Annotated in this window: 16 protein-coding genes; 9 read left to right on the forward strand and 7 right to left on the reverse strand. The window is 71.0% G+C overall.

The window, feature by feature from the left end:
- Both DEJ18_RS08860 and DEJ18_RS08865 read left to right on the forward strand, forming a co-directional pair.
- The gene (locus DEJ18_RS08860) at positions 1–3,753 is read left to right on the forward strand and encodes an RHS repeat-associated core domain-containing protein (RefSeq protein WP_181434218.1); all 3,753 of its coding nucleotides are present in this window, start codon (positions 1–3) and stop codon (positions 3,751–3,753) included.
- A 612-nt stretch (positions 3,754–4,365) separates the two neighbouring features.
- Complete coding sequence (locus tag DEJ18_RS08865) at positions 4,366–4,674, forward strand: hypothetical protein (RefSeq protein WP_146241587.1); 309 nt, start codon at positions 4,366–4,368, stop codon at positions 4,672–4,674.
- An 11-nt stretch (positions 4,675–4,685) separates the two neighbouring features.
- On the opposite strand, the gene DEJ18_RS08870 is transcribed toward DEJ18_RS08865, so the two are convergent.
- Both DEJ18_RS08870 and DEJ18_RS08875 read right to left on the reverse strand, forming a co-directional pair.
- Positions 4,686–4,994, reverse strand: a complete 309-nt coding sequence (locus DEJ18_RS08870) for a thiamine-binding protein (RefSeq protein ID WP_111210800.1) — start codon at positions 4,992–4,994, stop codon at positions 4,686–4,688.
- Entirely contained in the window at positions 4,991–6,268 is a 1,278-nt protein-coding gene (locus DEJ18_RS08875; RefSeq protein WP_111210801.1) for a glycosyltransferase family protein, read from the reverse strand. Before DEJ18_RS08875 ends, DEJ18_RS08870 begins: the two co-directional genes overlap by 4 nt.
- Before the next feature lie 138 nt (positions 6,269–6,406).
- Between DEJ18_RS08875 and DEJ18_RS08880 the strand changes: the two genes are divergently transcribed.
- Positions 6,407–7,123, forward strand: coding sequence for a YceI family protein (locus DEJ18_RS08880; protein WP_258376948.1), 717 nt, complete (start codon positions 6,407–6,409; stop codon positions 7,121–7,123).
- Between the two features lie 83 nt (positions 7,124–7,206).
- Here DEJ18_RS08880 and DEJ18_RS08885 read toward each other — a convergent pair whose 3' ends face one another.
- Positions 7,207–8,055 (reverse strand): ADP-dependent NAD(P)H-hydrate dehydratase, encoded by an 849-nt coding sequence (locus DEJ18_RS08885; protein WP_111210802.1) that lies wholly within the window; start codon positions 8,053–8,055, stop codon positions 7,207–7,209.
- A gap of 24 nt (positions 8,056–8,079) precedes the next feature.
- Here DEJ18_RS08885 and DEJ18_RS08890 point away from each other — a divergent pair, with 24 nt between their 5' ends.
- The 3 genes from DEJ18_RS08890 to DEJ18_RS08900 all read left to right on the forward strand — a co-directional run bounded on the left by DEJ18_RS08890 (position 8,080) and on the right by DEJ18_RS08900 (position 11,338).
- Positions 8,080–8,703, forward strand: a complete 624-nt coding sequence (locus DEJ18_RS08890; protein WP_146241588.1) for an HAD-IA family hydrolase — start codon at positions 8,080–8,082, stop codon at positions 8,701–8,703.
- A 227-nt stretch (positions 8,704–8,930) separates the two neighbouring features.
- Positions 8,931–10,301: a hemolysin family protein gene (locus DEJ18_RS08895; RefSeq protein WP_258376961.1), complete on the forward strand. Its 1,371-nt coding sequence runs from the start codon at positions 8,931–8,933 to the stop codon at positions 10,299–10,301.
- Positions 10,298–11,338 carry a hemolysin family protein gene (locus DEJ18_RS08900; protein WP_111081607.1) on the forward strand — a complete coding sequence of 347 codons (1,041 nt, stop codon included), beginning with the start codon at positions 10,298–10,300 and terminating at the stop codon, positions 11,336–11,338. The genes DEJ18_RS08895 and DEJ18_RS08900 overlap by 4 nt, the downstream gene beginning before the upstream one ends.
- A 75-nt stretch (positions 11,339–11,413) precedes the next feature.
- On the opposite strand, the gene guaB1 is transcribed toward DEJ18_RS08900, so the two are convergent.
- Positions 11,414–12,853 (reverse strand): GMP reductase, encoded by a 1,440-nt coding sequence (gene guaB1, locus DEJ18_RS08905; RefSeq protein WP_111081606.1) that lies wholly within the window; start codon positions 12,851–12,853, stop codon positions 11,414–11,416.
- Positions 12,854–13,042: 189 nt separating this feature from the next.
- On the opposite strand from guaB1, the gene DEJ18_RS08910 reads away from it, so the two are divergent.
- Complete coding sequence (locus DEJ18_RS08910; RefSeq protein ID WP_181434219.1) at positions 13,043–16,852, forward strand: multifunctional oxoglutarate decarboxylase/oxoglutarate dehydrogenase thiamine pyrophosphate-binding subunit/dihydrolipoyllysine-residue succinyltransferase subunit; 3,810 nt, start codon at positions 13,043–13,045, stop codon at positions 16,850–16,852.
- A gap of 99 nt (positions 16,853–16,951) precedes the next feature.
- On the opposite strand, the gene DEJ18_RS08915 is transcribed toward DEJ18_RS08910, so the two are convergent.
- From DEJ18_RS08915 to DEJ18_RS08925, 3 genes are read right to left on the reverse strand one after another with little or no spacing between them, the layout of a single operon-like run.
- Positions 16,952–17,389, reverse strand: coding sequence for a GNAT family N-acetyltransferase (locus DEJ18_RS08915; protein ID WP_111081605.1), 438 nt, complete (start codon positions 17,387–17,389; stop codon positions 16,952–16,954).
- Between the two features lie 60 nt (positions 17,390–17,449).
- The gene (locus DEJ18_RS08920; protein WP_111081604.1) at positions 17,450–17,692 is read right to left on the reverse strand and encodes a zf-HC2 domain-containing protein; all 243 of its coding nucleotides are present in this window, start codon (positions 17,690–17,692) and stop codon (positions 17,450–17,452) included.
- Positions 17,689–18,471, reverse strand: coding sequence for a sigma-70 family RNA polymerase sigma factor (locus tag DEJ18_RS08925; protein WP_111081691.1), 783 nt, complete (start codon positions 18,469–18,471; stop codon positions 17,689–17,691). Before DEJ18_RS08925 ends, DEJ18_RS08920 begins: the two co-directional genes overlap by 4 nt.
- Positions 18,472–18,623: 152 nt before the next feature.
- On the opposite strand from DEJ18_RS08925, the gene aroA reads away from it, so the two are divergent.
- On the forward strand, positions 18,624–20,003 hold the full coding sequence (gene aroA, locus DEJ18_RS08930) for a 3-phosphoshikimate 1-carboxyvinyltransferase (RefSeq protein WP_111210804.1): 1,380 nt from the start codon (positions 18,624–18,626) through the stop codon (positions 20,001–20,003).
- A complete protein-coding gene (gene rsgA / locus DEJ18_RS08935; RefSeq protein ID WP_111081602.1) occupies positions 20,000–21,052 on the forward strand; it encodes a ribosome small subunit-dependent GTPase A in 1,053 nt (350 codons plus the stop codon). Before aroA ends, rsgA begins: the two co-directional genes overlap by 4 nt.
- Positions 21,053–21,056 lie beyond the last annotated feature (4 nt).

Here is a 21,056-nt window from a genome sequence, read left to right on the forward strand (position 1 = left end):
GTGACGGGTCCGAGTGGCACCCGGTCGTACACGTGGGATCAGGATCGCCGGATCGAGCGGGTCACGGCAGCGGACGGCGTCGTCGAGTGCGTCAACACCTACGACGAGCACGGCCGGGTGCTCCGCCAGGCAACCCCGCACGGCCGGACATTGCGCTTCGCTTATCTGCCCGGACGCGTCACCTCCGTCTCCGACGAGGACGGCGCGAACGCGAACACGTGGATGTCCGACCGGCACGGACGGGTGGTCGGGATCGTCGACTCCGACGGTCACCGTCAGTCCCTGAGCCGCGACGAGCACGGGAACCTCGTAGCGTCGACCACTCGTGAGGGTTCGGTCACCGTTCACGCCTACGACGACCGGGGTCGGCTCGTCAGGACCGTGGCAGCGGACGGGACCGACACGACAGTGTCCTACGACAAGCAGGACCGCGTGCGGCGGATCGAGCGCGACGGCCGGGTCGTCACGTTCGAGCATGCCGGGCCGTCCGCCCGATTCCCCTCGGCCGTCGCCGACGAGCGCGGAGCCGCATTCACCCTGACGTGGGACGACGACCTGCTCGTCCGGATGGAGGACCCTGCGGGCGTCGTCGTCGCGTACGAGTACGACCGCGCCGGTGACCTGGTCGCCGTGCGGGACGCTCTCGGCGGCACGACCAGGATCGACCGTGACCCGGCCGGTCGGGTCGCAGCGACCACCACCCCGCTGGGTCACCGCACCCGCTTCACCTACGACGACGCCGGCCGCGCGACGTCCCGCGAGGACCCCGCCGGCGCCGTGTGGACGTTCGAGCGGGACGCCGGTGGCCGCGTCGGTGCCATCGTCGATCCGCTCGGTGGCAGGACGACCCAAGAACATGGTCCGAGCGGCGATGTGTCTAGCACGACCGACCCACTCGGACGGACGACCGAGCTACGGTACGACCGTCTCGGCAACCTCAGCGCGGTCGTCCTGCCGGACGGCGCGCGCTGGGATCTGTTGCATGACGCTCTCTCGCGACTGCAGGAGGTCTCGGACCCGGCAGGAGGCCGATGGCGCCGGGAACACGACGCCGTCGGGCGTCCAACCGCTCGGGTCGACCCCAGCGGCGTCCGGTCCGTCGTCGAGTTGATCGACGGTGACCCGAGGGTCGACGGGTCACCGTCTGCTCCGTCCTTCGAGTTTGACCTCGCGAACCGTGTCGTTGCTGGGACGTCTTCGCTCGGTGACCGGACGGCGATCGAGTACGACGCTTGCGGTCGGCTGGCCGCATGGACCGAAGCGGACGGCGGCCGGACCACGCTCCGGTACGACGCCGACTCCCGCCTCATAGAGCGCGTGGAGCCGTCCGGTGCCGTCACCATGTTCGAGTACGACGCGTGTGCTCGGGTCGTCTGTGAGCATGTCCCGGGTGTGGGTACGACCCGGTACGGCCACGACCTGACCGGGCGACTGGCCTGGATCGACGACCCCCGGAACGGACGGCGCACGGTCGCTCGCGACGCCGCCGGTCAGATGGTCGCCGTCAACGACGGGCTCGGTCGGACCACCGCATTCGATCACGACGCCGTCGGACAGGTGACGCAGACGACGCCCCCTTCCGGCGAGCACACCCGCACCGACCACACGCCCCTCGGTCAGGTGTCGAGGACGACCGACCCGTTGGACCGGACGGTCGTCTCGACTCGGGACCCGACCGGACGGTTGTCCACCCGCACGGACCCCGACGGACACACGACGGCCTGGGTGCGCGATGCGGCCGGTCGGCTGTCGGAGGTGCGTCACGACGACCGACTCGTCGCGAGCATCGCACGGAACGCCGAGGAACGGTCGGTGACGATCACTGACCTGACGCACCCCGACGGCACGCCCACCTTCCACCGTCTGGAGTACGGCGCAAGGGGCGAGCTCCTCCGACGCGCCACGACGCGTGCCGGTCGGAGCACGACGACCCGGTGGGAGTACGACACCGCGGGCAACCAGCGCGCAGTGATCACCCCGGACGGGGTGCGGACCGAGTTCGACCGTGGTCGCGGTGGCATCTTGAAGGCTATCCGTCGGTCGGACTTCCCGGAGGCGACGTTCCGGCACGACGGGGAAGGTCGACTGACCGGCGCCTTCGCTGGAGCGCTCGCCCAGGCGTGGGAGTACGAGGACGGGTTCCTTATCAGCCACTCCTCCGACGGCAGCAAGACCGTCCTCGAGCGCGATGACCGCGGGCGTCTGACAGCCGTTCGCACCCCGGACAGCGAGGCCGTGCGGTACGAGTACGACGCGGCCTCGCAGCTCCTCGCCGCCCATGACGGGTCCTCGGTGTCGACCTGGAGCTACGACGAGTCCGGTCGGCTCGTCGACGAGCACCGGGCCGCTGACCGGTACTCGTACTCGCACGACGTAGCCGGAGCGCTCCTGCAGGCCGAACGCCACGGCGACGCTCCTTCAGTCGTCCGGTTTGCGTACGACGGCCTCGGTCGGCGGGTCCGAGCCGAGTCGGACGAGGTCACGATGTCGTACGTGTGGGACGAGCTGGGTCATCTCCGCACCGTCATGCGCGAGGACAGCACCGGCAGCGAGCGCACCGCCCTCTGGGTGAACGCTCTCGGGGAACTCGCCGAGGTCAACGGCACCACGCTCAGCTGGGATCCCACGACCCCGGTGCCGACCCTGATGTCGGTCGGCGACGCACCTGTCGTGACGGCACCCGGCCTCCTGGGCGTCGACGGAACTTGGACGCCCGTCGGCTGGCGGCGAGCGCGCTCGACACAGCGCGCGGACCCGTGGACGGCGACGGCCGCCGTCACGGCTGGGGGCCTCCCGGACGGCATCGGGGTCAGCCCGACCGGGACCGTCGTGGTCGGCGGACTCGAGTTCACGGGTGCGCGCATGTACGACCCGTCGGTGCGCTCGTTCCTCTCCCCCGACCCGCTGCCTGCAGTGGTGGGTGCGGCGTGGTTTGACAACCCGTACGCATACGCCGGCAACGACCCGGTGAACCAGATCGACCCTTCTGGCCTCCGCCCGATCACAGACGCGGAGTTGGCCGCCTACGGTGCCGGGCGCCAGGGGCTCCTCGGTATCGCGCACCGGTTGTCGAACAACGGCGCGTTCGCCATGGACGGGGATGTCCATGTTTCGCATGCGCTGTCTTGGCTGCTCGGCATGTCCCTCCTCGACCCCTCGCCCGGTCCCGGGTTCTGGCTCGGGCTCTTGAGCCCCATGCCCGCGATCGGGATCCCCATCGGTATGGCGGCCGACTTCTACGCCGGGACCGTTCTGACGAGCGGGCAGGGTGAAATGCTCTTCGGATGGGCGACGGGTACGTCGCCCAGGACCCTGGTCTACGGGTCGGACAGCAAGATGACGCAGTCCGTGCGAGAGCAGTTGCCGGCCGACCAGCGTGAGAGGATCATCCGTGACTTGAAGGCTGGCGAGCCGGTGGCATCTGGATACGGTTACAACGCCGAGTCTCCCGGACTCGACAATCCGAACTTCGTACGAGACCTCGTGACGGTCGCCACCTGGCCCATCGCTCCGGAGGAGCATCGAACGCTTCTCGCGCTCGGCTCGTACGAAGTTGAGGCCCGTGTTGTGAGTCGCGATGTGGGTGGAGCTGCTGTTGTCGAGTACACCGCAACCAACGAGACGACTTTGGGCTCCTTCCTCCGGGGGCTTCCCGGTCCCAGCTACGAAGATCTCAATCGAATGGCAGGAGATCACGGGCCTATGTCGCGAGTGACCGAGCGGTTCACTTGGAAAGAGGAAGTGCAATGGTGAACTGGCGTCGAGCGGCGCGGGTGGTGCTGTTCCCATCACTCATCGTGTCCCTGACCGGGTGCACGGTAGAATCGCAGCCCGCGCCGGAGGACTACGTGGGCTCCTGGCAGCTACAGGCCGAGAACGGGGAATCACCAGCGCGCGTCACCCTCGGGGAGGACCACACGTACACCGCAGAGGATCTGCCGCGAGCGCTCGCCTGTCGGCTCCAGATCGCCGCCGGAAGCCCTCCCGGGTGCCGAGATGGTAGCCCTTCGGTGAGTTTCTCCGGGACATGGCGACTGGCGGACGGGAACCCACGCGAACTCTGGCTGGAGTACAACGACTTCCTCGTGCGCAGGGCTGTCCGCGATGGCGACCACCTCGGCTTCTTCGTGCGATCAGTCGAGGCACCACGACCTGACTACGTGTTCTACAGGACGTCTTCGACTTGACTGCGAACTGGACCGCCGAATGTCATCACAGGTGACGTTCAACGGCAGCCGCGCTGCGAGTCGCCGCGATGGTGATCCTGTCCATGGTCGCGGCCACGCCCTGCACCGGGGCAGCCGGCGGCCACGGTCCGTTCTCGCGGGTCCCCGAATGGTTCAGATGGAAAGAAGAAGCGCGGTGGTGACAGGACGTCGTGCGGGGATCACCGGACTGCTGGCGGCGATGACCGTGGCGTTGACCGGCTGCACCCTGCCAGCGAAGCCCGGGCCCCAGGACTACGTCGGGACGTGGCGGCTGCAGACGGCGAGCGGGGCCGCGGCTGCGCGGTTCGAGGTCGCAGACGACCACACCTACACCGCACACGACATCCCGGCGTCGATCGCGTGCGGAACGAAGGTCTACTCGGGCAGCCTGGGCTTCTACACCTACACGCTCGATGCACCCCGCCCGGACTACGTCTTCACACGCGATTCGTCGATGAGTCGCTGACCGGTCGCCGCTCAGTCCCCGAGCGCCGCCTCGAGCCGCTCGAGCTTCCCGTCGATCTCCCCCGTGCGCCCCGACCGGATGTCCGCCTTGAGCACGAGTGAGATGCGAGTGCCGAACGGCGCGACGGCCTCGGTCGCCCGCTTGACGACGTCGAACACCTCGTCCCACTCCCCCTCGATCTCGGTGAACATCGACGAGGTGCGGTTCGGCAGTCCGGACTCGCGGACGACCCGGACGGCCGCGGCGACGGCGTCGTGCACGGAGCCGTCCTCGGTCGCAGCGGGTCCGCCGGACGGGGCGATGGAGAATGCGACGATCATGCGCCCATCCTGCCCCGCTCGCGGTCCGCGTGCGGGGCTCCGGCTGCCGGACGGGAGGCCCGTGGCTCGATCCCGTCCCGCCACATCCGGACCAGGACGACGATCGTCCAGACGAGCACCGCGACCTCCAGCAGGTTCCGCAGCGACAGCACGACGAGGATCCACGGCTGCACGCCGAGCACCTGGTCGTAGTACGCCGGGTAGACGAGCTGCGTGAGGAACGCCATCGGCAGCATCGCCCCGGCGACCGGCAGGAAGCGCCAGGCACTGGCGCGCCCGGCGACGAGGCCCCAGACCACCGGCACGGCGAACCAGCCGATGTACTGCGGCGACCCGACCTTGTTCGTCGCGATGAGCGCCGCGACGAACAACAGCGCGAGGACCGGTGCGACCCGTACCCGCTGCGCTCCGGTGCGGACGGCGAGCAGGGCGAGGACGACGCCCACCACGACGACGACCGCCATGAGCGGGGTCGAGAGCGCTGCGACGACCTCCGTCCCGGCGCCGGACACCTCGAAGGTCAGGATCTCCTGGTCGTAGAACACCGCGGCGCCCGGCACCCGGGCCGCTGCCGCCCACAGGTACGGCGTCGCGAGCGGTGACTCGATCTGCAGGCCGCGCCCGGTCTGTTCGCCGATGAACGAGAACAGGTGCGCGGCGCCGCCGAACAGCACGTCGACGAGCACCACGAGCGCGGTGACCGTGAGTGCTCCGGCGACCACCTCGACACGACGCCCCCGACGGAGGACGACGAGCACGCCGACGAGCGCCGCCGGCCAGACCTTGACCCACGCGGCGACGGTGAACACCGCGGCGGCGATCCCCGGACGGGCCGCGACGAACGCGACGCCGACCAGTGCCACCGTGGTGGCGACGGTGTCGACGCGTCCGAGGGCGATCGGCCCGAGCGCGAGCAGGAACGCCAGCCACCACCAGACGACCCGGACGCCGAACGCCCGGTAGCGCCAGAGCACCGCGCAGACGACCGCGTGCAGCAGCACCATGAGCAGCAGCCAACCGGTGCCGATCGCCGCGGTCCCGCCGAGCGACGCGGCCGCCATCGGCACGATCGCCAGGATCGGGTACACCCAGGCAGCGTCGATCCCCACCCAGAAGTGCGAGGCGTGCCCGGACTCGATCCAGCGACGGTACGTGATCGTCACGTCGCCGATCGGCTGGTTCGGGACGACGAGGGTCAGGGTCCAGAGCAGCGCGTGCACCGCGGCGAACGCGACCACGAACGCGACGATCTCCGGCCACGGGTTCCTGCGCACCGGACGAGCGTACCGAGTCGAGCGCGGCCGACCTCCGCCGTCCACAACGCTGGCGCACCGACGCCGCTGCCACCCCGGAACACCACGGGCGACCCGGATCCACAGCCGATCCCGAGAGTGACGTGTCACCGTCCTCCTGTGACCTCAGTACCGGACCGTCCCACGCCCCGCCGCCGCCTCCTGACGTGGCTCGTCATCGCCGTCGTCGTCCTGGTCGTCGCGGTCGTCGCGGTCGTCGTCGGCACCCGCGCGTACACGTCGACCGAGAACGCGAAGGCCTCCGCCACGCCCACCGTAGCCGCCACCCGTGCCCCCTCCACCCTCGAGCCGCAGGACCTGTCCGGCGAGTGGACGATCGGCGACGGGTCCGAGGCGGGCTACCGCGTGCACGAGGTCCTGAACGGCTCCGACGTCACCGTCACGGGCCGTACGTCGAGCGTCACCGGCACGGCCACCGTCGACGGGACGACGATCAGCGCGGCCACGATCACGGTGCAGGTCGGCGACATCGCCACCGACTCGGAGCAGCGCGACTCGTACTTCCGCGACTCGGCGCTCGACACCCAGGCGTTCCCGACCGCCACCTTCACGCTCACCGAGCCGATCGAGGACGCGGTCCCGTCGGGCGACGCGACCACCGAGGTACAGGCCACCGGCACGCTCGATCTGCACGGCGTCACGAAGCCGGTCACCGCGACGCTGCAGGTCGGGCTCAGCGGCGACGGCGTGGACGTCTCCGGCACGATCCCCATCACGTTCTCGGACTACTCCGTGCAGGCACCGAACCTCGGGTTCGTCAAGGTCGACGACGCGGGTGCGGTCGAGCTCCTCGTGCACGCCACACCGGCGTCCTGACCGTCACCCCCGGCGATCGCGACACGACCACCTGACGGTCAGGAGGCGCGGCACCGGCCGGCACGGCGTCTCCCGTCGGTCCGTCAGTCCGCCTCGGCGTCCCCGTGCACCGCGAGATCCCGCACCACGCCCGGCAGCTGCTCCACGAGTCCCGTCATCGGGAACGGCCCGCCCCGGGAGGCACGTCGGGCCGCGACCCCGTGCACGACCGCTGCCGCCGCCGCGAGGTGCGCCAGCTCCTCCGGGCCGACCTCGGACGATCCGGCCCGCGCCGCCACCAGGGCACCGAGCACCCCGCCGAGGACGTCCCCGGCACCCGCCGCGGCGAGCCACGGCGTCGCCGAGGACGCGACCAACCGGACGCCGCCGTCGGGTGTCACGACGTGGGTGTCCGCGCCCTTGAGGAGCACGACGCTCCCCGTCTGCTCGGCGGCACGGAGGGCGGCACGCTGCGGATCGCCCTCGACCTCGTCACGGGACACGCCGAGCAGTGACGCGGCCTCCCCGGCGTGCGGGGTGAGGACCGCGAGCGGCCCGAGGTCGATGAGCGGGATCGCGCCGGCGTCGACGACGACCGGGACCCCGTCGTCGGAGGCGTGCCGGAACCCGTCGCGGGTCGTCGCGTCCAACTCGTCCAGGGAGGTCGCCGAGATGCCCGACCCGACGAGCCACGCCTGGACGCGGCCGACCCCGGCGACGATCTCCGGCCGTCGGGCGAGCACGAAGTCGGCGGCGCGGTCGGGTCCGACGTACCGGACCATGCCGAGCCCGGTGTGCACCGCGGCGTCGACGCCCATCACCGCAGCACCCGGGTACGCGGCGGAACCGGTGGCGACCCCGAGGACCCCGCGCCGGTACTTCGAGGTGTCACCCGTCGGGACGGTGATCCAGGCAGCGGCGTCGGCGGGACGGACGGTCACGAAGTCGTTCATCGTCCCCACGGTACGGTGACGAGCATGAGCCTGTCCCTGCCCGGCCGTGTCGTCGTCTTCGACTACGGCGAGGTGATCAGCCGCACCCCGCACGCCGCCCGCGCAGCTCTGCTCGAGGCGACGGGACTCGACGCCGACGAGCTGTTCCCCGTCTACCAGGAGCTCCGGCACGACCTGGACCGCGGCGACCTCTCCGTGCTCGCCTACTGGCGGACGATCGGTGAGCGCACCGGCCGGTCGTGGTCGGTGACCGAGATCCACCGGTTCTGGGCGCTCGACTACACCGGGTGGTTCGAGGTCGACCCCGAGGTCCTGGCCCTCGTGGAGGAGCTGCACGACGCCGGCACCCGCCTGGCGCTCCTCTCGAACGCGGGCTTCGACTTCGGCGACCCGTACCGGTACTCGCCGATGGGCTCGATGTTCGAGACCGTCGTGGTGAGCGCCGAGGAGCACGTCCTCAAGCCGGACGCGTCGATCTACCACACCACCTGCGACCGCCTCGGCATCGAGCCGGCCGCGATGGTGTTCGTCGACAACCGGGTCGAGAACGCCGCCGGAGCCGAGGCGGTCGGTGCGGTGGGCGTGCACTTCACCTCGGCGGCGGCCCTGCGGTCGGCGCTCGAGGAGCTCGCCGCCCCGACGGCGTGACGGCGGCCGACGGAGTGACGGCGGCCAACGGAGTGACGGCGGGCCGGGATCGGCCGGGAGGCCCGGCGCACCGACGCGACGCCTCCTCGGCTCCTCCGAGCGAGTGCCCGGTACGATTCCCTCATTGTGGACGACCCTCCTAGTTGCGCTGACCATCACATGCCCGCCGCTCACACAGTGAGCTGCCCGACTCCGGGGTGCGCCTCGTGAATCCCGTCGACATCGTCATGCTGATCGGCGGCATCCTGCTGACGCTCGGCACCGGCGTCTTCGTCGCCTCCGAGTTCGCGCTCGTCAACCTCGACCGCGCCGATGTCGAAGCCCGCCGGGACCGCGGTGAGTCCGGCCTGAGCCCCGTCATCGGCGCGCTCAAGGTCACCTCGACCCACCTGTCCAGCGCCCAGCTCGGCATCACCCTGACGACACTGCTGACCGGGTACCTGCTCGAGCCGTCGATCGCGACGCTGCTCGAGGCCCCGTTCCTCGCGATGAACCTGCCCGAGAGCATCGTCGAGACGGTCGGGTCGATCGTCGCCCTCGTCATCGCGACCCTGCTGTCGATGATCCTCGGTGAGCTCGTGCCGAAGAACTTCGCGCTCGCGCTGCCCCTGCAGACCGCGAAGCTCGTCGTGCCGCTGCAGGTCGGGTTCACGACCGTGTTCAAGCCGGCGGTCGCCCTCCTCAACGGCACCGCCAACGCCGTGCTGCGGTCGATGGGGATCGAGCCGCAGGAGGAACTGTCCGGGGCACGGAGCGCCGAGGAACTCACCTCGCTGCTCCGCCGCTCGGCGTCCGAGGGCTCGCTCGAACAGGACACCGCGACGCTCCTCGAACGGACGCTGGCGTTCTCCGAACGCAACGCGAGCGACGTGATGACCCCGCGCCCGCGCCTGTCGACGATCCGCGTGTCCGACAGCGCCGACGCCGTCATCGCCCTCGCCCGCCGCACCGGCTTCAGCCGCTTCCCGGTGATCGAGGAGGACGCGGACGACGTCGTCGGACTCGTGCACGTCAAGCAGGCCGTCTCGGTCCCGCGCGAGAAGCGCGCCGAGGTGCCGGTCGGCGCGCTCATGACCGACGCCGAGCGGGTCCCCGAGACCATGCCCGGCGACACGCTGCTGACCGAGGTCCGCGGCCGCGGGTACCAGATGGTCATCGTCGTGGACGAGTACGGCGGCACCGCCGGGGTCGTCACGCTCGAGGACCTCATCGAGGAGATCGTCGGCGAGGTGTCCGACGAGCACGACCGCGCCCGCATCGACGTCGTCCGGAGCCGCGGGTGGCTGACCTTCCCCGGACTGCTCCGTCCCGACGAGCTCGAGGACCGTGCGAGCGTCACCGTGCCCGAGGACGGCCCGTACGAGACCGTCGGCGGGTTCCTCATGCAGGAGCTCGGACGCCTCCCCGTGGTGGGTGACGAGGTCGCGATCGACTCCGGCGTGTTCCGCGTCGAGCGTCTGGACGGCCGCCGGATCGACCGCATCCGGTACACGCCGAACCCGGTCGACTCCCCCACCGGCAGCACCGGCACCACGGCGTCGACCAGCACGAGGACGACGGGCCCGAAGACGATCACCACAGCGGAGGCCGACCGATGAGTTCCGACTGGTGGGGCATCTTCTGGCTGTTCGTCCTGCTCGGGGGCAACGCGTTCTTCGTCGCCGCCGAGTTCGCCGTGATCTCGGCACGTCGCTCGCAGATCGAGCCCCGTGCCGAGCAGGGCTCCCGCGCCGCACAGATGACCCTGTGGGCGATGGAACACGCGACCCGCATGCTCGCGACCACGCAGCTCGGCATCACGGTGTGCTCGCTGCTCATCCTCAACGTCTCCGAGCCGGCCATCCACCACCTGCTCGAGGTCCCGCTGCACCTGACCGGGTGGAGCGCCGAGGTCATCGGCGTCGTGGCGTTCGTGTTCACGCTGCTGCTCGTGTCGTTCCTGCACGTCGTGTTCGGCGAGATGGTCCCGAAGAACATCTCCTTCTCGATGCCGGACCGTGCCGCACTGCTCCTCGTGCCGACGCTCTGGTACATCGGCCACGGCCTGCACTGGGTCGTCGTCGGCCTCAACGCGGTCGCGAACGGCGTCCTGCGGCTGTTCAAGGTCGAGCCCAAGGACGAGGCCGTCAGCGCCTACACCGTCGAGGAGGTCCAGACGATCGTCGAGCAGTCGCGACGTGAGGGCACCCTCGCCGACGACTCCGGCACGCTCCGGATGGCGTTCGAGTTCACGGAGAAGAAGGTCAAGGACGTCGCCGTGCCGATGTCCGGGCTCGTGACGCTGCACGAGGACGCCACCCCGGCGGACGTCGAGCGGATGGTGTCGCAGCGCGGGTTCTCGCGCTACGTCCTCGTCGACGACGCGGGCGACCCGACCGGGTACGTGCACGTCAAGGACGTCATCGACCTGCGGCCGGACGAGTTCGACGATCCGGTGCCGCCGAAGCGCATCCGGCAACTCATCTCGCTCTACACGGAGATGGACCTCGAGGACGCGCTCGCGACCATGCGCGGCGCCGGTCGTCACGTCGCGCGGGCGTTCGACGCCGAGGGCCGGACGACGGGCGTGCTGTTCCTCGAGGACATCCTCGAGGAGCTCATCGGCACCGTCGAGGACGCCACCCGGCGCCGCTGACGCGACCCCGGGACGGACGGGAGGCCCGGTACCAGCTGGTACCGGGCCTCCCGTCCGTCCGTGGTGTGGCGCGCGTTACCAGCTGACGGGGAGGGGCTTGCCCTCCTCGTACCCGGCGGCCGACTGGATGCCGACCAGCGCGCGGTCGGCGAACTCGGTGAGGCTCGTCGCGCCGGCGTACGTGGCGGAGCTGCGGAGACCGGTCGTGATCATGTCGAGCAGGTCCTCGACACTCGGGCGCTCCGGGTCGAGGTAGATGGTCGACGACGAGATGCCCTCGGCGAAGAGCGCCTTGCGGGCGCGCTCGTACGGGTCGAGGCGCTCGAACCGCTCCCGGACCGCCTTGGCCGACGCCATGCCCCAGCTCTCCTTGTACGCCCGACCGGCGTCGTCGCGGCGGAGGACGCCGGGTGCCTCGAGCGTGCCGGCGAACCACGAGCCGATCATCACGGCGGACGCACCGGCCGCCAGGGCGAGGGCCACGTCGCGCGGGTACCGGACGCCGCCGTCCGCCCACACGTGTGCGCCGAGGGAACGCGCCGCCGCCGCGGTCTCGAGCACGGCGGAGAACTGCGGGCGGCCGACGGCCGTCATCATGCGGGTGGTGCACATCGCGCCGGGGCCGACACCGACCTTGATGATCGACGCCCCCGCGGCGACCAGGTGCGCGACGGCGTCGGCGGTGACGACGTTGCCCGCGACGAGGGGGATGCCGAGTTGCAGGGCCGAGACGGCGCGGAGCGCACGGAGCATGCCCTCCTGGTGGCCGTGCGCGGTGTCGAGCACGAGCACGTCGACCCCGGCGTCGGCGAGGGCCGCGGCCTTCGCGGCGACGTCGCCGTTGATGCCCACGGCAGCCGCGACGCGGAGGCGCCCTGAGCCGTCGACCGCCGGCCGGTAGATGTCGGAGCGGATGGCGCTGGTCGGGCTCGTGGTGCCGACGACCTTGCCGTGCCGCATCACCGGGGCGAAGTCGACGCCCGCCGCGGTGAGCACGTCGTACACGTGCCGCGGGGTGCCGGCGTCCTCCGCGTCGATCGCGACCGTCGCGCCGTGCAGCAGGTCGCCGAGGACGGCATCCGCGCCGGCGGTGGCGAGGCGGGTCGCGGGCACGCAGCCGAGGTACTCCCCCGCCGCGTCGCGCACGACGATGCCGCGACCCTCGACGGGCAGGAGCTGCTCGAGCGCCTCGGCGACGGTCGCGTCGGCACCGAGGTCGATCGCGGAGTCGTACTCGACCGGCTGCGCCTTCACCCAGCGGATCGCCTCGGCGAGGTCCTGCAGGTGCATGTCCTGCGGCAGCACGCCCAGTCCACCGCGACGGGCGAGGGCCGCCGCGAGCCGCGGGCCCGTGACCGAGTTCATGTTCGCGCTGACGACCGGGATGGTCGCGCCGGTGCCGTCGTTCGTCGCGAGGTCCACGTCGAAGCGGCTCGTCACGCTCGACCGACTCGGGACGAGGAAGACGTCGGAGTAGGTCAGGTCGTGGGTCGGCCGCGTCTCGTAGAACCTCATGGGACAACTGTACGGCGGGTCGTGTGCGGGGCGGCCGGGCGGCCCCGTGGACCCGGCCGACAGGCCCGACTCGCCTGCCGTCTCCCACCTCACGGCCACGGAGGAGCGGCTAGGGTTGACGGCGTGCGGGACAGGGTTGCCCTGCACGACACACACGAGCATCAATCGACGGAGAGTGGGCGATCGGCTGTGTCGAGCCATCTGACCGGAACGGACGAGACCGCGGGCGAATTCGGGGCGAACGAGTGGCTGGTGGACGAGCTGTACGAGCAGTTCGTCGTGGACAAGAGCAGCGTGGACGAGGCCTGGTGGCCCGTCCTCGAGAGCTACCACCGGACGCAGGCGACCAGCACGGACGCCGACGCAGCTGCTTCCGACTCGAGCACCCCGGCCGGTACCGACTCGAGCACCCCGGCTCCGGCGCAGGCCGCCGCCGCGCAGGACGCCCCCGCCGGTCAGCCCGCCGCCGTCTCGGGTCCCTCCTCCACGCAGCAGCCCGCCACCGGGGAGGCCAAGACCCCGCTCCAGGCCCGGACCACCTCACGCCAGCCGTCGCCGCAGCCGATCCCCGCCGAGGCGAACGACGCAGCCGACGAGCACGAGGAGACGCACGAGGACGTCGCCACCCCGCTGCGAGGCATGGCGAAGACCCTCGCGTCGAACATGGACGCGTCGCTGACCGTCCCGACCGCGACGAGCGTCCGGACCATCCCGGCGAAGCTGATGATCGACAACCGCATCGTCATCAACAACCACCTGCGGCGTGCCCGCGGCGGCAAGATCTCCTTCACGCACCTCATCGGCTGGGCCATGGTGCAGACGCTCAAGGAGTTCCCGAGCCAGAACGTCTCCTACGAGGAGCGTGACGGCAAGCCGTTCCTGGTGACCCCGGCGCACGTCAACCTCGGCATCGCGATCGACGTCCCGAAGAAGGACGGCACCCGGTCCCTGCTCGTCCCGAGCATCAAGCGGGCCGAGACCCTGACGTTCGGGCAGTTCCTCTCCGTGTACGAGGACGTCGTCAAGCGCGCCCGGGACAACAAGCTGACCCCGTCGGATTTCCAGGGCACGACGATCTCCCTGACGAACCCGGGCGGCATCGGCACCGTCCACTCGGTCCCGCGCCTCACCAAGGGCCAGGGCTGCATCATCGGCGCCGGTGCGCTCGAGTACCCGGCGCAGTTCCAGGGCTCGGCGCCGAAGACCCTCGTCGAGCTCGGTGTCGGCAAGACGATCACGCTGACGAGCACCTACGACCACCGCGTCATCCAGGGCGCCGGCTCGGGCGAGTTCCTCAAGAAGGTGCACGAGCGCCTCATCGGCCAGCACGGCTTCTACGACGACATCTTCGCCGCGCTCCGGATCCCGTACAAGCCGATCCAGTGGGCGAACGACATCAACGTCGACCTGGCGCACCGGGTGAACAAGACCGCGCGCGTGCAGGAGCTCATCAACAGCTACCGCGTCCGCGGGCACCTGATGGCGGACATCGACCCGCTCGAGTACCGGCAGCGCACGCACCCCGACCTCGAGATCGAGAGTCACGGGCTGACCTTCTGGGACCTCGACCGCGAGTTCGTCACCGGTGGCCTCGCGGGCACGACGACCGCGCCGCTGCGCGACGTGCTCGGCATCCTCCGCGACGCCTACTGCCGCACCGTCGGCATCGAGTACATGCACATCCAGGACCCCGAGCAGCGTCGCTGGGTGCAGGAGCGCATCGAGGTCCCGTACTCGAAGCCGTCGAAGGACGAGCAGCTCCGTGTCCTCGGCAAGCTCAACGAGGCCGAGGCGTTCGAGACCTTCCTGCAGACGAAGTACGTCGGTCAGAAGCGCTTCTCGCTCGAGGGCGGCGAGTCGACGATCGCGTTCCTCGACACGCTCATCCAGCACGCCGCCGGTGCCGGGCTGGACGAGGTCGCGATCGGCATGGCCCACCGCGGCCGTCTCAACGTGCTGACGAACATCGCCGGCAAGACGTACGGCCAGATCTTCCGCGAGTTCGAGGGCACCCAGCTGCCGGGTACGGTCTCCGGGCAGGGCTCGGGCGACGTCAAGTACCACGTCGGCACCGAGGGCGTGTTCCGCGCGTCCGACGGCTCCCGCATCCCGGTGACGATCGCCGCGAACCCCTCACACCTCGAGGCGGTGGACGGCGTGCTCGAGGGCATCGTCCGCGCCAAGCAGGACCGGAAGCCCGCCGGCACGTTCGGCACGCTCCCGGTGCTCGTGCACGGCGACGCCGCGATGGCGGGCCAGGGCGTCGTCGTCGAGACCCTGCAGATGTCGCAGCTGCGTGGCTACCGCACCGGCGGCACCGTGCACCTCGTCATCAACAACCAGGTCGGGTTCACCACGCCGCCGGAGTCCGCTCGCACGTCGGTGTACTCGACCGACGTGGCGAAGACGATCCAGGCGCCGGTCTTCCACGTGAACGGCGACGACCCGGAGGCCGTGGCCCGCGTCGCCGACCTGGCGTTCGCGTACCGCGAGGAGTTCCACCGCGACGTCGTCATCGACCTCGTCTGCTACCGCCGACGCGGCCACAACGAGGGCGACGACCCCTCGATGACGCAGCCGCTCATGTACAACCTCATCGAGGCGAAGCGCTCCGTCCGCACCCTGTACACCGAGGCCCTCGTCGGCCGTGGTGACATCACGCAGCAGGAGTACGACGACGCGCACCGCGACTTCCAGGACCGCCTGGAGCGAGCCTTCGCCGAGACGCACGAGGCGCAGACCGGCACGATGCCGGCGGTGGGTGACTCCGGAGCCGTGAACGGGCTCGAGCGGCCCACCGCGCAGCGCGACGACTCCGAGCTCGAGGTGCACGACACCGCCGTCTCGCAGGAACTCGTCGAACTCATCGGGGACGCGCACGGCAACCCGCCGTCGGGCTTCTCCATCCACCCGAAGCTGCAGCAGCTCCTCACCAAGCGCCGCGAGATGACCCGAGCGGGCGGGATCGACTGGGCGATGGCCGAGCTGATGGCCATCGGCTCGATCCTGACGGAGGGCAAGCCGGTCCGACTCGCCGGGCAGGACGCCCGCCGCGGCACCTTCGTGCAGCGCCAAGCGGTGTTCCACGACCGGACGAACGGCCAGGAGTGGCTGCCGCTCGCCAACCTGACCGAGGACCAGGCACGCTTCTTCATCTACGACTCGCTGCTCAGCGAGTACGCGGCGATGGCGTTCGAGTACGGCTACTCGGTCGAGCGACCTGAAGCACTCGTGCTCTGGGAGGCGCAGTTCGGCGACTTCGCCAACGGCGCCCAGACCGTGATCGACGAGTTCATCTCGTCCGCCGAGCAGAAGTGGGGCCAGCGCTCGGGCCTGGTGCTGCTGCTCCCCCACGGTTACGAGGGCCAGGGACCGGACCACTCCTCCGGTCGCATCGAGCGGTACCTGCAGCTCTGCGCGCAGGACAACATGGTGGTCGCCCGCCCGTCGACCCCGGCGTCGTACTTCCACCTGCTCCGTCGTCAGGCGTGGGCGAAGCCGCAGAAGCCGCTCATCGTCTTCTCGCCGAAGGCGATGCTCCGCCTGCGCCAGGCGACGAGCGCGGTCGCCGACTTCACCTCGGGGACGTTCGAGGAGGTCCTGGACGACGACCGTCTGCAGGCGAACGGCGTCGACCGCGGGTCGGTGCGCCGGGTCGTGCTGCACTCGGGCAAGATCCACCACGACCTGCGGGCCGAGGCGGAGAAGCGCGGCGTCACCGACGTGGCACTCGTCCGGCTCGAGCAGCTCGCGCCGCTCCCGCTCGACCGGATCCTCGAGGTCCTGTCGGGCTACCCGCAGGCCGAGGTCGTGTTCGCGCAGGAGGAGCCCGAGAACCAGGGAGCCTGGCCGTTCGTGTGCATGAACCTCTCGCCGCACCTGGACGGTCGACCGCTGTCGGTCGCCGCCCGCACGGCGAGTGCGGCCCCGGCGACGGGATCGTCCAAGCGCAGCGCCCAGGAGGCCGCCGACGTCATCGACCGCGCGTTGAGCGCTTGAGCGCGTCGGCCTGAGCCGACCAGGAAGCGCCTCGTGCAGAAGTCCGATGGACTCCAGCACGAGGCGCTCCGACGTTCGCGAGGGATGCAACAGCGTTCGCTAGACCAACCTCGTGTAGCGGACTCCGGCCTCGTGGTAGCCGCGGCGCTGGTAGAAGCGGTGCGCGTTGTCGGTCGCCGCGGCACTGACGGCGGACAGTCGGCGTGCGCCCTGCTCGGCCGCCCACGTCTCGAAGGTGCCGAGGAGCGCGGAACCGGTGCCGTGCCTCCTGGCCGTGGGGTCGACGACCAGCAGCAGGAGCTGCGCGGTCGGCTCGTCACCGGCGTAGGTCCACGTGACCTGCGCTCCGGCGACCGCGATCGGTCGACCGTCGTCACCGCGGACGACCCAGGTGCGGTGCCCCGCCTCGGACGTGAGGCGCTCGAGCCGCGACCGCATGGCGTCGGGCTCGACCTGGTGACCGAGCAGGCGCATCAGGTCGGTCACCGCGGCGACGTCGGGTTCGGTCCAGGTGCTGATCGGCTCGGCGTCGGTCATGCCCGCACCCTACCCGCTCGCGACGGCGCCACCGTGTGGTGTGACGCGGCCGGGGTCGGGTCAGTGGGTCGACTGCACCGCACGGAGTCGAGCGAGGACCTCGTCACGGAGCCGCTCCGGCGCGGTCTCCTGGCACGCGCGCTTGACGGTCTCCATGAGCACCACGCCGACACGGTGCTCCGTGAGGCAGTCCTCACACCCGTCCATGTGCTCGCGGATGTCCGCGGCGTCCTCGTGACGGAGCTCGTCGTGGAGGAACTCCTCGAGCTCCGCCTTCGCCTTCGAGCAGTCGCACCCGCTCATCGTGCGTCCTTCCGGGTCGAGCGGGAACCGGCCGTCGTGGCCGCCCGCGTGCCTGCACCTCGGCCTCGTCCGCGCATCGTCGCCGTCGACGCTGCGTCCGGGACGACACCGGTCTCGCGTGCGTGGTCCGCCAGCAGTCCGCGCAGGAGCCGGCGCCCACGGTGGAGGCGGCTCATGACCGTCCCCACGGGGGTCTTCATGATGTCGGCGATCTCCTGGTAGGAGAACCCTTCGACATCGGCGAAGTAGACAGCCATGCGGAAGTCCTCCGGGATGGCCTGCAGCGCGTCCTTCACGGCGGAGGACGGCAGGTGGTCGATGGCGTCCGCCTCGGCGGACCGCGCCGAGATCGACTGCGTCACGCTCTCCGCGCCGCCCAGCTGCCAGTCCTCGAGCTCGTCGATCGTGCCCTGGTACGGGTTCCGCTGGTTCTTGCGGTACGTGTTGATGAACGTGTTGGTGAGGATCCGGTAGAGCCACGCCTTGAGGTTCGTGCCCTGGCGGAACTGTCGGAAGGCGGCGAACGCCTTGACGAAGGTCTCCTGCACGAGGTCGGACGCATCGGCGGGGTTGCGGGTCATCCGCATGGCGGCGCCGTAGAGCTGGTCCATGAACGGCAGCGCCTGGTCCTCGAACAACCGGCGCAGCTCGTGCTCCGACACCGTCTTCGCGTCGACGGGTTCGTCGTCGACGAGTTCCTCGTCCTCGACGGCGTCGAGCTGCGCCTCGGTCTCCTCGACCAGGTCGTCCGGTGCGTGCTGCGGTTCGTCGGTCGTCATCGCCCGCCAGTCTAGGCGGACGCGGATGTCCGGGCCCTGCGGCTCGGCCAGCGTCGTGACGGCCGACGGCAGCAGGTCCGCGGCGGCCGGTCGTGACGGTGCGAGTGCGATCACCGTGCTCCTCCCGATGGGTTCAGTAGTGTGGTGAACCGATGGCAGCCACGACGCATTCCCGCCCCTGGACCGCCCCCGTCGCGCCGGGCCCGCTCGCCGGGGACGTCGCCCTGCCCGGGTCGAAGTCGCTGACGAACCGTGAGCTCGTCCTCGCGGCCCTCGCGGACGGCCCCTCCACCATCCGGCTGCCCCTGCACTCACGGGACTCCGCACTCATGTCGACGGCGCTCCGACAGCTCGGCGTCGGCATCGACGAGGTCGATCCGGCCGCGGGCGACCCGGCGAACCCGTACGGTCCGGACCTCCGGGTGACCCCCGCTGCCCTGCACGGCGGCGTGCGCGTGGACTGCGGCCTCGCGGGCACGGTCATGCGCTTCCTGCCGCCCCTCGCAGCCCTGGCCGAGGGGCCCGTCACGATCGACGGCGACCCCTACGCCCGCAAGCGCCCGATGGCGGCGATCATCCGAGCGCTCGTGGACCTCGGCGTCGACGTCACCGACGACGGTGCGGGCGCGATGCCCTTCACGTTCGTCGGCTCCGGCTCGGTCCGCGGCGGCACGCTCGACATCGACGCCTCGGCATCGTCCCAGTTCGTCTCCGGCCTGCTGCTGTCCGCACCGCGCTTCGACGAGGGCCTGCACCTCCGCCACGTCGGCGAGCGCCTGCCGAGCATGCCGCACATCGCGATGACGATCGACGTCCTGCGCGCCCGTGGTGTCCGGGTCGACGAGCCGACGGTCGGTGAGTGGGTCGTGCACCCCGGTCCGATCGCGGCGCGTGACGTGACGATCGAGCCCGACCTCTCGAACGCGGCTCCCTTCGCGGTCGCCGCGCTCGTGGCCGGGGGGACGGTCCGGATCCGGACGTGGCCGACCGAGACGACCCAGGTCGGCGCCGACCTCGAGACGCTCCTGCCGCTGTGGGGCGCGACCGTGACGCGCCACGGTGCGGACCTGGTGTTCGACGGCGGCGTCGGCGTCCGCGGTGGGGCCTCCCTGCCGGGTGTGGAGCTGGACCTGACCCGCGGCGGCGAACTCGCCCCGGCACTCGTCGCGCTGGCGGCCTTGGCCGACGGCCCGAGCGAGGTCTCCGGCATCGGGCACCTCCGCGGGCACGAGACGGACCGACTCGCGGCGCTCGCCGCGGACGTCAACGGCCTCGGAGGCGCGGTGACGGAACGCGAGGACGGCCTCCGGATCGAGCCGGCACCGCTGTCGGGCGGCGCCTGGGCCGCCTACGAGGACCACCGCATGGCCACCGCCGGCGCCGTCGTCGGGCTCGTGACCGACGGGGTGTCGGTCGATGACATCGGCTCCACCGCGAAGACGCTGCCGCAGTTCCCCGAGCTGTGGGCCGGACTGGTCGCGACCGCCGGGACGAGCGGCGTCACCACCACGGGACAGGGAGGACCGGCATGAGCTGGTGGGACGACACCGACGGCGGGGACGAGGACGAGCCGTACGGCCAGTACGACGAGTCGAGCGTCCGGGTGCGGCCGAACCCCAAGGGGAACCGGCCGCGGACGAAGACCCGCCCCACCTACGAGGACGCCCCGACCGGTTGGGTGACGAACGTCGACCGCGGGCGCTTCGGCGTGCTCGTGTCGGGTGACGACGGCGAGCACGTCATCACCGCGACGAAGGCCCGGGAGCTCGGCCGGAAGTCCGTCGTCACGGGCGACCACGTCTCGCTGACCGGTGACGTGTCCGGCGACGAGGGCACCCTCGCCCGCATCGTCCGCGTCGCCGACCGGACGACCCTGCTCCGTCGGAGTGCGGACGACTCGGACGAGGTCGAGCGCGTCATCGTGGCGAACGCCGACCAGATGCTCATCGTGGTGGCCGCGGCGGACCCCGAGCCCCGGCCCCGCCTGATCGACCGGTACCTGGTGGCCGCGTTCGACGCGGGCCTCGACCCGGTCCTCTGCATCACGAAGACCGACCTCGCGGACCCGGCACCGTTCCTGGCGCACTTCGCCTGCCTCGACCTGCGCATCGTGACGAGTCGCGCCGACGACGTGCCGCACGAGGCACTGCACGAACTCCTCGACGGCAAGGTGACCGTCACCGTCGGGCACTCCGGCGTGGGCAAGTCGACCCTCGTGAACGCACTGACCGGCTCCACGCGGGCGATCGGTGTCGTGAACTCCGTGACCGGGCGCGGTCGGCACACGTCGTCGTCGTCCGTCGCGCTCCGCGTCCGCGACGGCGGCTGGATCATCGACACGCCGGGGGTGCGGTCGTTCGGGCTCGGGCACGTCCAGCCGGAGAACGTGTTCCGGGCGTTCGCGTCGCACGCGGTGCCGGTGCAGGACGCCCCGGACGGCATCCCGCTCCACCAGGCGCACGACTGGGAGATCGTCGACCGGGTGGCGGGCGGCGAGCTCGGACCGACGGGCATCGAGCGGCTCGACTCGTTCCGCGCGCTCCTGACGGGCATGGGCGCCGAGGACCCCGGCACGGCGTAGCCCG

The sequence above is a fragment of the Curtobacterium sp. MCSS17_015 genome (assembly GCF_003234265.2).
GTDB lineage: Bacteria > Actinomycetota > Actinomycetes > Actinomycetales > Microbacteriaceae > Curtobacterium.

Coding starts and splice junctions, on each gene's coding strand:
- DEJ18_RS08870 (WP_111210800.1), bottom strand. CDS start 4,994: ATGATCGTCGCATTCTCCATCGCCCCGTCCGGCGGACCCGCTGCGACC.
- DEJ18_RS08885 (WP_111210802.1), bottom strand. CDS start 8,055: ATGAACGACTTCGTGACCGTCCGTCCCGCCGACGCCGCTGCCTGGATC.
- DEJ18_RS08890 (WP_146241588.1), top strand. CDS start 8,080: ATGAGCCTGTCCCTGCCCGGCCGTGTCGTCGTCTTCGACTACGGCGAG.
- DEJ18_RS08895 (WP_258376961.1), top strand. CDS start 8,931: ATGCTGATCGGCGGCATCCTGCTGACGCTCGGCACCGGCGTCTTCGTC.
- DEJ18_RS08900 (WP_111081607.1), top strand. CDS start 10,298: ATGAGTTCCGACTGGTGGGGCATCTTCTGGCTGTTCGTCCTGCTCGGG.
- guaB1 (WP_111081606.1), bottom strand. CDS start 12,853: ATGAGGTTCTACGAGACGCGGCCGACCCACGACCTGACCTACTCCGAC.
- DEJ18_RS08915 (WP_111081605.1), bottom strand. CDS start 17,389: ATGACCGACGCCGAGCCGATCAGCACCTGGACCGAACCCGACGTCGCC.
- DEJ18_RS08920 (WP_111081604.1), bottom strand. CDS start 17,692: ATGAGCGGGTGCGACTGCTCGAAGGCGAAGGCGGAGCTCGAGGAGTTC.
- DEJ18_RS08925 (WP_111081691.1), bottom strand. CDS start 18,471: ATGACGACCGACGAACCGCAGCACGCACCGGACGACCTGGTCGAGGAG.
- aroA (WP_111210804.1), top strand. CDS start 18,624: ATGGCAGCCACGACGCATTCCCGCCCCTGGACCGCCCCCGTCGCGCCG.
- rsgA (WP_111081602.1), top strand. CDS start 20,000: ATGAGCTGGTGGGACGACACCGACGGCGGGGACGAGGACGAGCCGTAC.